Consider the following 15,297-nt stretch of genomic DNA (forward strand, 5'->3'; position numbering starts at 1 on the left):
ATTTTCTGCTTCACTCAAGGCTCGCCCTCGGGCTGGCCGCCCGGATCTAAGGGGAATGGCGTAATGGCAACGGTAGACCGCTGGCTGCTGCCAGATGGCATCGAAGAAGTACTGCCACCGGAAGCGGCGCGCATTGAAGTCGCGCGTCGTCAGGTGTTGGATCTGTTCCAGAGCTGGGGTTACGAGTTCGTCGTGACTCCCCATATCGAGTACCTGGAATCCCTGCTGACCGGCGCGGGCCAGGACCTGGATCTGCGTACCTTCAAGGTCATCGACCCGCAGTCGGGCCGGCAGATGGGTTTCCGTGCCGACATCACGCCGCAAGTGGCGCGTATCGATGCACACACCCTGCGTCGTGAAGGCCCGAGCCGTCTGTGCTACGCCGGCAGTGTGCTGCATGCCCAGCCGCGTGCCTTGTCGTCTTCGCGCAGCCCGATCCAGCTGGGTGCCGAGTTGTATGGCGATGCCAGCCCGAGCAGCGACGTTGAAGTCATCAGTCTGATGCTGGCCATGCTGCAACTGGCCGATGTGCCGGATGTGCACATGGACCTGGGGCATGTCGGCATCTACCGCGGTCTGGCGCAGGCGGCCGGTCTGTCGGGTGAAGTCGAGCAGCAGCTGTTCGATGCCTTGCAACGCAAGGCCATCGATGAGGTCATTACGTTGACCGAAGGTCTGCCGGCCGATCTGTCCGGCATGTTGCGGGCACTGGTCGACTTGTGCGGCGGCCGTGAAGTGTTGAGCGCTGCCCGTGAGCGTCTGGCCAGTGCGCCGGCGCCGGTGCTGGCGGCGCTGGAAGATTTGCTGGCGATCGCCGAGCGGTTGTCGGCGCGCTTCCCGGAACTGCCGCTGTACTTCGATCTGGGCGAGCTGCGTGGTTACCACTATCACACCGGTGTGGTGTTCGCGGTGTTCGTGCCAGGTGTTGGCCAGTCAATCGCTCAGGGCGGTCGCTATGACGACATCGGCGCCGACTTCGGTCGCGCCCGTCCGGCAACCGGTTTTTCCACCGATTTGAAAACCCTGGTGACCCTGGGGCGTGCTGAGGTCGAGCTGCCGTCTGGCGGTATCTGGATGCCTGACAGTACGGATGCGGCACTCTGGCAGCAGGTTTGCCAGTTGCGCAGTGAGGGTCAGCGTGTCGTTCAGGCATTGCCTGGACAACCTTTGGCCGCCGCCCGTGATGCGGACTGCGACCGGCAATTGATCCAGCAGAACGGGCTTTGGCAAGTATCGCCACTGGCTTCCTGAGTTTTCCTGCCGGCCATCGCCGGCACCAAGTTTGCGCGAATGAGGACAAGTGTTATGGGTAAGAATGTCGTAGTCCTGGGCACCCAGTGGGGTGATGAGGGCAAAGGCAAGATCGTTGATCTGCTGACCGAACATGCTGCCGCCGTAGTGCGCTACCAAGGTGGCCACAACGCTGGCCACACCCTGGTGATCGACGGTGAGAAAACCGTCCTGCACCTGATCCCGTCGGGCGTGCTGCGCGAAGGCGTGCAGTGCCTGATCGGCAACGGCGTGGTGGTTGCACCTGACGCCCTGCTGCGGGAAATCACCAAGCTGGAAGAGAAGGGCGTACCGGTGCGCGAGCGCCTGCGCATCAGCCCGTCCTGCCCGCTGATCCTGTCCTACCACGTGGCACTGGACCAGGCCCGTGAAAAGGCCCGTGGCGAGATGAAGATCGGCACCACCGGTCGCGGCATCGGCCCGGCGTACGAAGACAAGGTTGCACGTCGCGGCCTGCGCATCGGTGACCTGTTCCACCGTGAGCGTTTCGCCGCCAAGCTGGGCGAGTTGCTGGATTACCACAACTTCGTACTGGTCAATTACTACAAAGAGCCGGCCATCGACTTCCAGAAGACACTCGACGAGTGCATGGAATACGCCGAACTGCTCAAGCCGATGATGCTCGACGTCACCGCCGAGCTGCACGACCTGCGTCGCGCCGGCAAGGACATCATGTTTGAAGGCGCTCAGGGTTCGCTGCTGGACATCGACCACGGTACCTACCCGTACGTGACCAGCTCCAACACCACTGCCGGCGGTATCGCGACCGGTTCGGGTGTCGGCCCGATGTTCATCGACTACATCCTCGGTATTACCAAGGCCTATACCACGCGCGTCGGGTCGGGCCCGTTCCCGACCGAACTGTTCGACGATGTTGGCGCGTTCCTCGCCAAGCGTGGTCACGAGTTCGGCGCGACCACCGGTCGTGCCCGTCGTTGCGGCTGGTTCGATGCCAATATTCTGCGTCGCGCCATCGACGTCAACAGCATCTCGGGCTTGTGCCTGACCAAGCTGGACGTGCTGGACGGTCTGGAAACCATCAACATCTGTGTAGGCTACAAGAACGCTGATGGTGCCATGATCGACGCACCGACCGATGCGGACAGCTACATTGGCCTGGAGCCGGTGTACGAGCAGATGCCGGGCTGGAGCGAATCGACCCTGGGTGCCAAGACCCTGGAAGAGCTGCCACAGGCTGCACGCAACTACATCAAGCGTATCGAAGAGCTGGTCGGCGCGCCGATCGACATTATTTCGACGGGCCCGGACCGCAACGAAACCATCGTTCTGCGTCATCCGTTCGCTTGATAAGTCGTTGATGTAAAAACACAAAGGCCCCTTTATCGGGGCCTTTGTCGTTTATGCCTGTTGGACGGCATGACCTTTGCTGTGAATCTGTCTACAAGAATGCCATCAATTTAATGGCGTCAGACGTAGAGGGATTCACAGTGTCGGCCGTTCTCTCACTGTTACAAAGCCGTTTGTTGCGGCCCGTTTTCGTTACTCTCGGTATCGCCCTTTTGGTGCAGGTACTCGTTGCCGTCGCCCTGACGCGGAGCACGGTCACTGCGCTGGAGGCCGACCTCGGTACTCGCCTGGGCGCCGACAGCCAGAAGCTTTCCGGTGAGCTGGAGCAGGCCGGGCGTGAAGTCACGTCGAGCCTCGATACGTTATCCACCAATACTCGCCAGCGTCTGACTGCCGGCCTGTCCTCGCGTCTGAAGGAGGAGCAGGCACAACTGCGTATGACGCTGGAGAAAGACCTGAAGGACTCGGCCAACGACATGGCCCAGTTGTTGGCTTCGGTGGCGCCTCGGGCCATGTGGGACAGCGATGTGCCGACATTGTCGGAGTTCGCCCGCCGGGCACAACGCAATCCCAATGTACTGTTCGTGGTTTATGACGATGCTACCGGCCAGCATCTGACCCGCTATCTCAACCGCGAAAACCCCATCAACAAGGCCTTGCTCGAAAAGGGCCAGGGCGAGCGGGCGCTGGATAAAGTGCTGGATGCGGCGAAAAATGACCCTTCTGTTTATTACATCGAAGCGTCGATCAATCCCAACGGGGTGGAAATCGGCAAAGTGCTGATGGGGGTTTCGACGGCTTCGGTGGAAACCGATCTGGCAGCGCTCGATCAGCGCTTCTCGGCGCTCATTGCCAGCAGTGATCAACTGGTGGGCGATAGCCTCAAAGGTGCGGCGGCGGACAGTGCTGCGGCCATGCGGGCGCGACTGCAGTCGGCGCAGTCCACCGCCGCCGAGATGAAAGCCAACACAGCCAGTACCGTGCAGGACGCTGCTGCCACGCTGCGTTGGCGTATCGGTATGGGCCTGGCACTGGTCGGCGCCGGGGTGCTGTTGCTGCTGGCGGTCGTGCTCGGCCATCGAGTGGTCAATCGCTTGAAGATGCTCAACGCCGCCATGGATGATCTGGCAGCGGGCGAAGGGGATCTGACCAAGCGTGTGCAGATCAACAGTAAGGACGAAATCGGCGACATGGCCTCGGCGGTCAATCGCTTTGTCGACAAATTGCAGCCGATCGTGCGCGAAGCCGGGGATGTGGCTCAGCGCACCGGCCTGGAAATCGGCGCCATGACCCTGCGCAACGCCGGTGCCGATGCAGCGGCGGGGATGCAGCGCGATGAAGTGGCCGAAAGTCTGCGGGCGCTGTCGCAAATGGCCGATGAGGCGCAGTCGGAAAGCCATGCGATGCAGGCGGCGCTAAAGCAGGTGGTGGATATTCGTCAGGCCACCGAAGAGAACACCCGCACGTCGGCCAGGGTCGGGAGTCTCATCGAGGCGCTGGCGGGGCAAGTTGATACCGGCGCGAAAGTCATTGAGCGGCTGGCACAGCAAAGCGAGCAGATCGAAGTGGTGCTGACCGTGATTCACGGCATCGCCGAGCAGACCAATCTGCTGGCGCTCAATGCCGCCATTGAGGCGGCCCGGGCCGGTGAGACCGGACGAGGATTCGCGGTGGTGGCGGATGAAGTACGGGCGCTGGCCAGCAAGACCCAAAGCTCCACTGGCGATATTCAGGCGCACATTGTGGCGCTGCAGCAGGGCGCACGCGAGGCGGTCGAGGCAATCGGTCAGGCCGGGCGTCAGGCCAGTGAAGGATTGCTGGTATTGCGTGACAGCGCACGTTTGCAGCAATCGGTGCAGGCGTCGGTCGAGCAGGTGCATACGGCGATCGGTCTGGCGACCCAGGCAGCGGCCCATCAGGCGCAGGGTGCGCAGGCTGTGCGCGGGCGGGTCGAGACGATTCATGCCCAGGCCGAGAAAGCCGCTCAAGCGGTGGTCGAAACCACGGCCAGCGGCAAGGTGCTCGATGGTCTGGCGGCGCAGCTCAAGGCCAGTCTGGGGCAGTTCCGGGCCTGATAGTGCGGGCAAAAAAAATCGCAGCTTCGGCTGCGATTTTTTTATCGGCTCAAATACATTCGGGTGGTCAGCAAGTAGACGGGCAAGCCCGATACCACGATCAGCAACGCTGCATAAGGCGCCGCTGCGGCGAACTCGACATTCGCTGTGTGGGCCCATACCTCGGTCGCCAGAGTATTGAGCCCCGTCGGACTCAGCAGCAGCGTTGCTGTCAGTTCTTTCATGGCATCCAGAAACACCAGCGCGAACGCCGCACCGAGTGCCGGAAAGATGATCGGTAAAGTCACTCGGCAGAACGCTGTGAACGACGATGCGCCAAGGGTGCGGGCGGCCTCTTCCAGCTGCGGTGCGGCCTTGTTCAATGCCGTGCGGATCGGCGCCTGAGCCAGCGGCAGAAACAGCAGCGCATACGCGATCAGCAGCAACAGGGACGTCTGGTACAGCGCCGGCACGTAATGCAGGGCGAAATACACCAGCGTCAGGGCGATCACCAATCCCGGAAGGGCGTGCAGCAGATAGGGCAGCCGCTCGGCCCAGATCGCCAGCTGGCCTTTGTAACGCACCACCAGCAACCCGACCGGCACCGCCAGCACCAGACACAGTCCCGCACCACCGAATGACAGCGCCAGCGACGACAGCAAGGCCTCGGTGATTGCTGCCACCGGGAAAGCGGCTGACGATCCGACCGCCAGCCAGTAAGCCAGCATCCCCAGCGGGATTCCGCTCCCGACAATCGCCAGTATCAGGCAATACAGCTGACCGGCAATCGCCCACGGCCCAAGCTGCACTTGTTCGGCACGCCGCGCTGCGCCCTGGCCGGTGCGCACATGGCGACCCTTGCCGCGCACTCGCAACTCCAGCCACAGCAGCATCAAACAAAGTGCCAGCAACACCGCGGACAGCATCGCCGCGTTGGCATTGCTGAATTCCAGCTCGAATTGCTGATAGATCGCGGTGGTAAATGTCTGCAGGCCGATGATCGACAGTGCGCCGAACTCCACCAGCATGTGCAGCGCAATCAACAACGAGCCGGCCAGCAGCGAAGGCCAGAGCAAGGGCAGGGTGACGCGGAAAAACACGCCCCGGCGATTCTGTCCCAGCGTCCGTGCCGATTCTTCAAGTGAAGGATCGAGATTGCGCAGGGTGGCCGCCACCGGCAAAAAGATCAGCGGGTATTTCGACAGACTCATCACCAGAATCGCCCCGCCCAATCCTTCGAACTGTGCACTGAGCGATACCCAGGTAAAGCTGCTGACGAAGGCCGGTACCGCAAACGGCAAACACAGAATCACGCCCCACAGGCGCCGGCCAGGCAGGTTGCTGCGCTCCAGCAGCCAGGCCAGCGACAGGCCGATCACACCACACGTCACGGTTACGCCGACCATCAGCGCCAGCGTGTTGCGCAGCAGGCCGAACACGTAGGGTCGCCACAGCAAGTGCAGCGCCTCGCTCCAGCCGGCCTGCCAGGCTTTGAGCCCGACGTAGGCCAGCGGTAACAGGCTCATCACCACCAGCAGCAACACCGGCAGCACCAGCCAGACCGAAGGGCGCTTGCGCCGTGGCACGTAATTTCCGCGGGTGGCGGGAGCGGATAGCAATGCGCTCATCAGTTCAAGCCAACTTCGCGTTCCAGATCCAGCGCTTCCTCGGCATTGCCCAGATCGGCGGGCGTGACGTCCGGTGCTTCCAGCTCGCTGAATGGCTTGAGGCCGCGATCCGATTCCATGCCGTTATGCAGCGGATACTCGGCGGTGGTCTGGGTGATCACGCGCTGGCCTTCCTCGCTGGCCATGTAGGCGAGAAATTGCTGGGCTTCTTTCGGATGCTTGCTGGACTTCAGCACGGCTGCGCTGGAGACGGTGATCAATCCGCCGACATCTCCGCCTGTGAAGTAATGCAGTCGGGAGTCGAGCTTGCCTTTTTCCCGCTGCAGGGCGAACCAGTAGTAGTTGTTCACGAGGACAGTGGCGACTTCGCCGTTTTCCACAGCTTTGAGGGCCACCATGTTGTTGCTGTAGGTCTTGCCGAAGGCGCGCAGGCCGGTCAACCATTCTTCGGCGGCTTCGCGACCGTGCTTTTTGATGATGGCGACGGCCTGTTCCTGGAATGCGCCGCTGGTGGGCACGAAACCGACTTTGCCTTGCCACTGTGGATCGGCGAAATCCAGTACCGATTTGGGCAGGTCTTTTTCATCGACCAGCTTCGGGTTGAACGCAACGACGCGAACCCGAGCGGTGACGCCTATCCAGGTGCCATTGCCGGCGACGTACTTTTTCGGCAGGACTGCCAGGGTGGCGTCGTCGGACTTGGCCAGCAGGCCCAGTTCGCCGAGGTTGTTCAGCGGTGGGGATTCTTCGGTGTAGATGACGTCGGCCGGGGAGCGGTCGCCTTCTTCGATGATCTGGCTGGCGAGCTGGTTGCTGCTGCCCTTGCGCACATTGACGTGAATGCCGGTCTTGGCTTCGAAGGCTTTGGCGATGGCGTCGCCCACTTCCTTGTGTTGACCGTTGTAGAGTGTCAGGGAAACCGTGTCGGCAGCCTGGGTGAGGGGAGTGGCGAGTGCCAGGCCGAGCAGGGTGAAGGTCAAGCCGCGGCGCAGGGTATTTCGAAACATCATTCGCAGGGTTCCTCACTGTCGCATTGCAAAAACTTGCAACAATGATAAACGATATTTGTTCTCAAATGCTCCTTGCGAGCCGTGGAAGGGGCTGGTAAGGCGGATTGAGTTTTCAGGAGGCCAGAAACGCAAAAACCCGCTTTCGCGGGTTTTTGTGAGATTCAAGATCGTGACCTTGAATCTGAATTGGTGCCCAGAAGAAGACTCGAACTTCCACGACCGTAAGGTCACCAGCACCTGAAGCTGGCGTGTCTACCAATTTCACCATCTGGGCTTCATCTTCAGCGTTGCCGCTGTTGATGTGGCGCACTATACGGAGCGTCTTTTGATCTGTAAACCCCTGATTTGATTTTAATAAATCAATTTCAGAAAAAATGCGGGCTCAGAATGCAAAAAACCCGCTTTCGCGGGTTTTTGTGTGAGTCTTGAAACTGCTTCAGTCTCAAACTCGAAATTGGTGCCCAGGAGAAGACTCGAACTTCCACGACCGTAAGGTCACCAGCACCTGAAGCTGGCGTGTCTACCAATTTCACCACCTGGGCATCTCGACAGCGTCAGTACGTCGTCGATGGCGCGCACTATACGGAGCGTCTTTTTAACTGTAAACCCCTGTCAGCAAAAAAAATGGTTTTTTTTACCAGCGGTGTCCAAAACGCTTTTCGGACGTCGATAAAGGTCTCAAGACGCGCCTTATAGAGTCGGAAATTTCCCGTTTGATGGCGCCTATGCCAAACTAACCCGCATATAGACAAGGTGAAAACTCTCTAATGGCCGATTGGCAGTCCCTCGATCCCGAGGCCGCTCGTGAAGCGGAAAAATATGAAAACCCCATTCCCAGTCGCGAACTGATCCTTCAGCACCTTGCTGACCGGGGTTCGCCGGCTGCCCGTGAGCAACTGGTCGAAGAGTTTGGTCTGACCACGGACGACCAGATCGAGGCTCTGCGCCGCCGCCTGCGTGCCATGGAGCGTGATGCTCAACTGATTTACACCCGTCGTGGCACTTATGCGCCGGTGGACAAGCTTGACCTGATCCTCGGCCGCATCAGCGGTCACCGCGACGGTTTCGGTTTCCTGGTGCCGGATGACGGTTCCGACGACCTGTTCATGAGCCCGGCGCAAATGCGTCTGGTGTTCGACGGCGACCGCGCCCTGGCCCGTGTTTCCGGTCTGGACCGTCGCGGTCGCCGCGAAGGCGTGATCGTCGAAGTGGTGTCCCGTGCTCACGAAAGCATCGTCGGTCGTTACTTCGAAGAGGGCGGCATCGGTTTCGTTGTTGCGGATAACCCGAAGATCCAGCAGGAAGTGCTGGTCACGCCCGGGCGCAACGCCAATGCCCAGATCGGTCAGTTCGTCGAGGTGAAGATCACCCACTGGCCGACTCCACGCTTTCAGCCACAGGGTGATGTGATCGAAATCGTTGGCAACTATATGGCGCCGGGCATGGAAATCGATGTCGCCCTGCGTACCTATGATATTCCTCACGTCTGGCCTGAGGCCGTGGTCAAGGAAGCCCGCAAGCTCAAGCCGGAAGTCGAAGAAAAGGATAAAGAGAAACGCGTCGACCTGCGTCATCTGCCGTTCGTCACGATCGATGGCGAAGACGCTCGCGACTTTGACGACGCGGTCTATTGCGAAGCCAAACCGGGCAAGCTGCGCCTGTTTTCCGGCGGCTGGAAGCTGTATGTGGCGATTGCCGACGTTTCCAGCTATGTGAAAATCGGTTCGGCGCTGGATGCCGAGGCTCAGGTCCGCGGCAACTCGGTGTACTTCCCCGAGCGCGTGGTGCCGATGCTGCCCGAAGAGCTGTCCAACGGGCTGTGCTCGCTGAATCCACACGTTGATCGTCTGGCGATGGTTTGCGAGATGACCATCTCCAAGTCCGGCGAAATGACCGACTACTGCTTCTATGAAGCGGTGATCCATTCTCACGCACGACTGACCTACAACAAGGTCAGCGCGATGCTGGAAACGCCGAAGGCTACCGAAGCGCGCAAGCTTCGCGGTGAATACACCGACGTTCTGCCGCACCTCAAGCAGCTTTACGCGCTGTACAAGGTATTGCTGGCCGCCCGTCACGTACGTGGCGCGATCGATTTCGAGACCCAGGAAACCCGGATCATCTTCGGTTCCGAGCGCAAGATCGCCGAGATCCGCCCGACCACTCGTAACGACGCGCACAAGCTGATCGAGGAATGCATGCTCGCGGCCAACGTGGCCACGGCAGAGTTCCTGCAAAAGCATGAGATTCCGGCGCTGTACCGCGTTCACGATGGTCCGCCGCCGGAGCGTCTGGAAAAACTCCGCGCGTTCCTTGGCGAGCTCGGCCTGTCCTTGCACAAGGGCAAGGAAGGTCCGACGCCGAAGGACTATCAGGCCTTGCTGGCGAGCATCAAGGATCGCCCGGATTTCCATCTGATCCAGACCGTGATGCTGCGCTCCCTGAGCCAGGCGGTGTACAGCGCTGAAAACGATGGCCACTTCGGCCTGAATTACGAAGCCTACACCCACTTCACATCGCCGATCCGTCGTTATCCGGACCTGCTCACCCATCGGGCGATCCGCAGCGTGATCCATTCGAAACAGGACACGCTGCACGTTCGTCGTGCCGGCGCGATGACCATTCCGAAGGCGCGCATCTATCCGTACGACGAGGCGGCACTGGAGCAGCTCGGCGAACAATGCTCGATGAGCGAGCGCCGCGCTGACGAAGCGACCCGCGACGTGGTGAACTGGCTCAAGTGCGAGTTCATGAAGGATCGCGTGGGCGAGTCGTTCCCGGGCGTCATCACCGCAGTGACCGGTTTCGGTCTGTTCGTCGAGCTGACCGATATCTACGTCGAAGGTCTGGTGCACGTCACGGCGCTGCCGGGCGACTACTACCACTTCGACCCCGTGCACCATCGCCTGGCCGGTGAGCGCACCGGTCGCAGCTTCCGTCTCGGCGATACCGTTGAAGTGCGCGTCATGCGTGTGGATCTCGACGAGCGCAAGATCGACTTCGAGATGGCCGAGAAAACCATCAGTGCCCCCATCGGTCGCAAGAAACGAGGCGCCGAAACGGCTGCTCCGGCGACCAGGGCTGTGGAAGAAAAGGCCCCGGCAAAAACCGCCAGCCGTCGTCCGGCCAAGGAAAAGGTTTCCGACGCTTACCGTCCGAGCGATGCCGTGGCAAAAAACGCCGAGCTGCGCAAAAGCCGTGAATTGAAGAAAGCGTTGCTGGCCGAAGCCAAGAACGGCGGTAAAGCGGCGCCTTCGGGAAAAACCGGAAGGTCGACACCCGACAAGGCTTCCGGCGGCAAGTCAGGCAAACCGAGCAAGCACCGCAAGGGCCCGCCGAAGTCGGGTTCCGCTCCAGCCAAAAGTGGCGGGGCACGTAAACCGAAGGCGAAGTCATGAGTCAGTTGGAAAAAATCTACGGCGTTCATGCGGTAGAAGCGTTGTTGCGTCACCACCCAAAACGCGTCAAGCAGATCTGGCTGGCTGAAAGCCGCAACGATCCGCGAGTGCAGACGCTGGTCGAGCTGGCCAATGAAAACCGCGTGCAGATCGGCCAGGCCGAACGCCGCGAGATGGATGCCTGGGTCGAAGGCGTGCATCAGGGCGTGGTGGCGGAGGTCAGTCCGAGCCAGGTCTGGGGCGAGGCGATGCTCGACGAACTGCTTGATCGGACCGAAGGCGCGCCGCTGCTGCTGGTGCTCGACGGCGTGACCGATCCGCACAACCTCGGCGCCTGCCTGCGTTCGGCGGATGCTGCCGGTGCGCTGGCGGTGATCGTGCCGAAAGACAAGTCGGCGACCCTGACGCCGGTCGTGCGTAAGGTGGCTTGCGGCGCGGCGGAGGTGATACCGCTGGTGGCCGTGACCAACCTCGCGCGTACCCTGGAAAAACTCCAGCAGCGCGGTCTGTGGATTGTCGGTACGGCGGGTGAGGCCGAGGTCAGTCTCTATGACCAGGACCTGACCGGCCCGACCATCCTGATCATGGGCGCCGAAGGCAAGGGCATGCGTCGTCTGACCCGTGAGCATTGCGACTACCTGGTGCACCTGCCGATGGCCGGCAGCGTCAGCAGTCTCAACGTATCGGTTGCAACTGGCGTATGCCTCTTCGAGGCCCAACGCCAGCGCGGGGCCAAGGCCGCCGCGTCGCGCAAGCCATAAGTTTCGATCTGCAAACCTCAAGCTGAAAGCAGTCCTTGCTTACAGCTTGAGGCTCGAAGCTTGCAGCTGCTGTTCAAATAATCACCAATTGCCTTGCGCCTCTTCTGTCCCTTCTCTACAATTGCGCCCCTTGCTGTGACGGCGGGTACCCATGTGCCCCGTGCCGGCAAGTCCATAAGTGTCATTCACTCCTTGTCTGACCGTTTTTGAGCGGCAGGCTACAACCCGTAAGGAGCATTCATGCGTCATTACGAAATCATCTTTCTGGTCCACCCTGACCAGAGCGAGCAAGTCGGCGGCATGGTTGAGCGTTACACCAAGCTGATCGAAGAAGACGGCGGCAAAATCCACCGTCTGGAAGACTGGGGCCGTCGTCAACTGGCCTACGCAATCAACAATGTTCACAAGGCTCACTACGTGATGCTGAACGTTGAGTGCACCGGCAAGGCCCTGGCCGAGCTGGAAGACAACTTCCGCTACAACGATGCTGTGATCCGTAACCTGGTCATCCGTCGCGACGAAGCCATCACTGGCCAGTCCGAGATGCTCAAGGCTGAAGAAAACCGCAGTGAGCGCCGTGAGCGTCGCGAGCGTCCTGAGCACGATGGCAGCGCCGATGGCGATGACAGCGATAGCGACAGCGACAACAGCGATAACGCTGACGAGTAATCCACGGACCTTTTAAGGAGCCTATCAAATGGCACGTTTCTTCCGTCGTCGTAAATTCTGCCGCTTCACCGCTGAAGACGTGAAGGAGATCGACTACAAAGATCTCAACACTCTGAAAGCTTACGTATCCGAGACCGGCAAAATCGTTCCAAGCCGTATCACCGGTACCAAAGCTCGTTATCAGCGTCAGCTGGCCACCGCTATCAAGCGCGCCCGCTTCCTGGCCCTGCTGGCCTACACCGACAGCCACGGCCGCTGAGACCGGGTAGTCGACAAGAAGTAAAGGATCGAATGCATGCGTGCCTTGGCTGAATTCATCATGCGGGGGCGTATGCAGGCCACGCTGGTCGTGGCCGGATCTGCGGCGTTGCCGCTGTTGTTCTGGTTGAGTGCCGCTGCAGGTTGCCTTGTGCTCCTGCGGCGCGGTTCGGACGCCTTGAGCGTCCTGGGTGTGGGCATGTTGTCGGCGTTAGTGAGCTGGCACTACCTGAAAGACCCGACAGCACTGATCGTGTTGCTCGGGGCTTGCGGTCTGGCGCTGGTTTTACGCGCCGGACACACCTGGAATCGCGTGCTGCTGGTCAGCGTGGCCGTGGGATTGTTGATTGCCGTGAGTCTGGGGACCGTGTTCGGTTCCTTCACCGAAGCGCTGGCGCAGACGTTTGAACAAGTCCTGCCGCTGGCAATGGGTGAGGTCTACGAGAAATTCTCGGCAGACCAGAAAGCGATTCTCACGGGGTTGGCGGTTCCTCTGTCGATCATTTCGACAGCACTGTCGTTGCAGGTTTTTAGCGTGCTGTGCCTGATTCTTGGGCGCTATTGGCAGGCGTTGTTGTATAACCCCGGCGGTTTCGGTCGCGAGTTTCGCGCCATCCGACTGCCGAAAGGCGTTGCGCTGTCGCTTCTGGCCGTCATGTGTGTGGCACCGTTCTTCGGTCTGCATGCACTGGTCCTGATGCCGTTGTGCAGCGTACCGCTGTTCTTCGCCGGTCTGGCCCTGGTTCACGGGCTGGTGGCGCAGAAACGGTTGGCCGGCTTCTGGCTGGTGGGGATATACGTCACGCTCGTGCCTTTCATGCACTTGCTCGGTCCGTTGCTTGTGGTTCTGGCCATTGTCGACAGCCTGATTGATTTTCGCGGTCGTCACGTGTCGAAAGACATCGATAACGCGAACGGTGAAGGTTAAAAGTTAAGAGGTTAATACCAAATGGAACTGATCCTGCTGGAAAAAATCGCCAACCTGGGCAACCTGGGCGACAAAGTAAAGGTTAAGGCCGGCTACGGTCGTAACTACCTGCTGCCTTTCGGCAAAGCCACCGCTGCGACCGCTGCCAACCTGGCTGCGTTCGAAGCGCGTCGCGCTGAGCTGGAAAAAGCCGCTGCCGAGCGTAAAGCATCGGCTGAAAGCCGCGCTGCCCAACTGGCCGAGCTGGAAGTGACCATCACTGCCACCGCTGGCGACGAAGGCAAGCTGTTCGGTTCGATCGGTACTCACGACATTGCTGACGCACTGACCGCCTCCGGCGTTGAAGTGGCGAAAAGCGAAGTTCGTCTGCCGAACGGCACCATCCGCAACGTGGGTGAATTCGACGTAGCCGTGCACCTGCACGCTGAAGTCGAAGCAACCGTACGCGTTGTCGTTGTAGCTGCTTAAGCAACACCTGATCGGCTGGCGGCTTGCCCGTCAGGCGGTTAACATCGGGCACGATCCTGTTTACAGGTCGTGCCCTTTGTCTTTCTGCAAACCGTGCTTTTCCTGAATAAAACAAGTGGCCATGAACGAAATCTCCGCTCCTGAGCAATACGATCTGCAAACCGCCGCCCTGAAAGTACCGCCGCATTCCATCGAGGCCGAACAGGCTGTGCTCGGTGGTCTGATGCTGGACAACAACGCCTGGGAACGCGTGCTCGATCAGGTCTCCGACGGTGATTTCTACCGGCATGACCACCGTCTGATTTTCCGTGCGATCGCCAAACTGGCCGATCAGAACTCGCCGATCGACGTCGTGACCCTGGCCGAGCAACTGGACAAGGAAGGTCAGACCTCGCAAGTCGGCGGCCTTGGTTACCTTGGCGAACTGGCAAAAAACACACCGTCCGTCGCCAACATCAAGGCTTATGCGCAGATCGTCCGCCAGCGTGCGACGTTGCGCCAGTTGATCGGCATCAGTAACGATATTGCCGACGCCGCCTTCAATCCTGAAGGGCGTACCGCTGAAGAGATTCTCGACGAAGCCGAACGGCAGATCTTCCAGATCGCCGAGGCGCGGCCGAAGACCGGCGGTCCGGTGGGTGTCAACGACCTGCTCACCAAGGCCATCGACCGTATCGACACGCTGTTCAACACCTCGGATGCGATCACCGGCCTGTCCACCGGCTACACCGACCTCGACGAGAAGACCAGCGGCCTGCAACCGGCCGACCTGATCATCGTTGCCGGTCGTCCGTCGATGGGCAAGACCACCTTCGCGATGAACCTGGTGGAGAACGCGGTACTGCGCAGCGACAAGGCGGTGCTGGTGTATTCGCTCGAGATGCCAGGCGAATCGCTGATCATGCGTATGCTGTCGTCCCTCGGGCGCATCGACCAGACCAAGGTGCGTTCCGGCCAACTGGAAGATGACGACTGGCCACGCCTGACCTCGGCAGTGAACCTGCTCAACGACCGCAAGCTGTTCATCGATGACACCGCGGGCATCAGCCCGTCGGAAATGCGTGCACGGACCCGACGTCTGGTGCGCGAGCACGGTGACATTGCCCTGATCATGATCGACTACCTGCAGCTGATGCAGATACCGGGCTCCAGCGGAGACAACCGGACCAACGAGATTTCCGAGATATCCCGGTCCCTGAAAGCCCTGGCCAAGGAATTCAACTGCCCGGTGGTTGCCCTGTCGCAGCTCAACCGCTCCCTGGAGCAGCGCCCGAACAAGCGTCCGGTGAACTCCGACTTGCGGGAATCCGGAGCGATCGAGCAGGACGCCGACGTCATCATGTTCGTGTATCGGGACGAGGTGTATCACCCGGAAACCGAACACAAGGGCATCGCCGAAATCATCATCGGCAAACAGCGGAACGGCCCGATCGGCTTCGTTCGCCTGGCCTTCATCGGCAAGTACACGCGCTTCGAAAACCTCGCACCGGGCAGCTATAACTTCGACGATGACGAATAGCGCGAT

The 15,297-nt window shown here is 60.3% G+C and carries 12 protein-coding genes and 2 tRNA genes; 10 read left to right on the forward strand and 4 right to left on the reverse strand.

Annotated elements, in window-relative coordinates; all coding sequences use genetic code 11:
- Positions 1-63 precede the first annotated feature (63 nt).
- The 3 genes from NWV16_RS03585 (at position 64) to NWV16_RS03595 (ending at position 4,673) form a co-directional block, all read left to right on the forward strand.
- Complete coding sequence (locus NWV16_RS03585; RefSeq protein ID WP_260521997.1) at positions 64-1,251, forward strand: ATP phosphoribosyltransferase regulatory subunit; 1,188 nt, start codon at positions 64-66, stop codon at positions 1,249-1,251.
- Positions 1,252-1,305: 54 nt separating this feature from the next.
- The gene (locus tag NWV16_RS03590) at positions 1,306-2,598 is read left to right on the forward strand and encodes an adenylosuccinate synthase (RefSeq protein ID WP_085701309.1); all 1,293 of its coding nucleotides are present in this window, start codon (positions 1,306-1,308) and stop codon (positions 2,596-2,598) included.
- Positions 2,599-2,738: 140 nt separating this feature from the next.
- Entirely contained in the window at positions 2,739-4,673 is a 1,935-nt protein-coding gene (locus NWV16_RS03595; protein WP_260521998.1) for a methyl-accepting chemotaxis protein, read from the forward strand.
- Positions 4,674-4,714: 41 nt separating this feature from the next.
- On the opposite strand, the gene NWV16_RS03600 is transcribed toward NWV16_RS03595, so the two are convergent.
- The 4 genes from NWV16_RS03600 to NWV16_RS03615 all read right to left on the reverse strand — a co-directional run bounded on the left by NWV16_RS03600 (position 4,715) and on the right by NWV16_RS03615 (position 7,832).
- Positions 4,715-6,280, reverse strand: a complete 1,566-nt coding sequence (locus NWV16_RS03600; RefSeq protein ID WP_260521999.1) for an ABC transporter permease — start codon at positions 6,278-6,280, stop codon at positions 4,715-4,717.
- A complete protein-coding gene (locus NWV16_RS03605) occupies positions 6,280-7,290 on the reverse strand; it encodes an extracellular solute-binding protein (RefSeq protein ID WP_065258780.1) in 1,011 nt (336 codons plus the stop codon). Before NWV16_RS03605 ends, NWV16_RS03600 begins: the two co-directional genes overlap by 1 nt.
- A 187-nt stretch (positions 7,291-7,477) precedes the next feature.
- Positions 7,478-7,564, reverse strand: a tRNA-Leu gene (locus tag NWV16_RS03610).
- 181 nt (positions 7,565-7,745) lie between these two features.
- Positions 7,746-7,832, reverse strand: a tRNA-Leu gene (locus NWV16_RS03615).
- 225 nt (positions 7,833-8,057) lie between these two features.
- Here NWV16_RS03615 and rnr point away from each other — a divergent pair.
- The 7 genes from rnr to dnaB all read left to right on the forward strand — a co-directional run bounded on the left by rnr (position 8,058) and on the right by dnaB (position 15,291).
- Positions 8,058-10,688, forward strand: a complete 2,631-nt coding sequence (rnr, locus tag NWV16_RS03620) for a ribonuclease R (protein ID WP_260522000.1) — start codon at positions 8,058-8,060, stop codon at positions 10,686-10,688.
- Positions 10,685-11,449 (forward strand): 23S rRNA (guanosine(2251)-2'-O)-methyltransferase RlmB, encoded by a 765-nt coding sequence (gene rlmB, locus NWV16_RS03625; protein ID WP_260522001.1) that lies wholly within the window; start codon positions 10,685-10,687, stop codon positions 11,447-11,449. The genes rnr and rlmB overlap by 4 nt, the downstream gene beginning before the upstream one ends.
- 240 nt (positions 11,450-11,689) lie before the next feature.
- Complete coding sequence (gene rpsF / locus NWV16_RS03630; RefSeq protein ID WP_065258783.1) at positions 11,690-12,118, forward strand: 30S ribosomal protein S6; 429 nt, start codon at positions 11,690-11,692, stop codon at positions 12,116-12,118.
- 28 nt (positions 12,119-12,146) lie between these two features.
- Positions 12,147-12,377: a 30S ribosomal protein S18 gene (gene rpsR / locus NWV16_RS03635; protein WP_002551829.1), complete on the forward strand. Its 231-nt coding sequence runs from the start codon at positions 12,147-12,149 to the stop codon at positions 12,375-12,377.
- 36 nt (positions 12,378-12,413) lie between these two features.
- Positions 12,414-13,304 carry a hypothetical protein gene (locus NWV16_RS03640; RefSeq protein ID WP_260522002.1) on the forward strand — a complete coding sequence of 297 codons (891 nt, stop codon included), beginning with the start codon at positions 12,414-12,416 and terminating at the stop codon, positions 13,302-13,304.
- A gap of 21 nt (positions 13,305-13,325) precedes the next feature.
- Entirely contained in the window at positions 13,326-13,772 is a 447-nt protein-coding gene (gene rplI / locus NWV16_RS03645) for a 50S ribosomal protein L9 (RefSeq protein WP_260522003.1), read from the forward strand.
- 121 nt (positions 13,773-13,893) lie between these two features.
- Positions 13,894-15,291, forward strand: coding sequence for a replicative DNA helicase (gene dnaB / locus NWV16_RS03650; protein ID WP_260522004.1), 1,398 nt, complete (start codon positions 13,894-13,896; stop codon positions 15,289-15,291).
- The last annotated feature ends 6 nt before the right edge of the window (positions 15,292-15,297 follow it).

It is taken from the genome of Pseudomonas sp. BW7P1 (genome assembly GCF_024981055.1).
GTDB classification, from domain to species: Bacteria; Pseudomonadota; Gammaproteobacteria; order Pseudomonadales; family Pseudomonadaceae; genus Aquipseudomonas; species Aquipseudomonas bananamidigenes.

Excerpts from the sequence above, each read along its gene's own strand:
- rpsR (WP_002551829.1), top strand. The coding sequence starts at position 12,147 with ATGGCACGTTTCTTCCGTCGTCGTAAATTCTGCCGCTTCACCGCTGAA.
- rnr (WP_260522000.1), top strand. The coding sequence starts at position 8,058 with ATGGCCGATTGGCAGTCCCTCGATCCCGAGGCCGCTCGTGAAGCGGAA.
- NWV16_RS03590 (WP_085701309.1), top strand. The coding sequence starts at position 1,306 with ATGGGTAAGAATGTCGTAGTCCTGGGCACCCAGTGGGGTGATGAGGGC.
- rpsF (WP_065258783.1), top strand. The coding sequence starts at position 11,690 with ATGCGTCATTACGAAATCATCTTTCTGGTCCACCCTGACCAGAGCGAG.
- dnaB (WP_260522004.1), top strand. The coding sequence starts at position 13,894 with ATGAACGAAATCTCCGCTCCTGAGCAATACGATCTGCAAACCGCCGCC.
- NWV16_RS03640 (WP_260522002.1), top strand. The coding sequence starts at position 12,414 with ATGCGTGCCTTGGCTGAATTCATCATGCGGGGGCGTATGCAGGCCACG.
- rlmB (WP_260522001.1), top strand. The coding sequence starts at position 10,685 with ATGAGTCAGTTGGAAAAAATCTACGGCGTTCATGCGGTAGAAGCGTTG.
- NWV16_RS03585 (WP_260521997.1), top strand. The coding sequence starts at position 64 with ATGGCAACGGTAGACCGCTGGCTGCTGCCAGATGGCATCGAAGAAGTA.
- NWV16_RS03605 (WP_065258780.1), bottom strand. The coding sequence starts at position 7,290 with ATGATGTTTCGAAATACCCTGCGCCGCGGCTTGACCTTCACCCTGCTC.
- rplI (WP_260522003.1), top strand. The coding sequence starts at position 13,326 with ATGGAACTGATCCTGCTGGAAAAAATCGCCAACCTGGGCAACCTGGGC.
- NWV16_RS03600 (WP_260521999.1), bottom strand. The coding sequence starts at position 6,280 with ATGAGCGCATTGCTATCCGCTCCCGCCACCCGCGGAAATTACGTGCCA.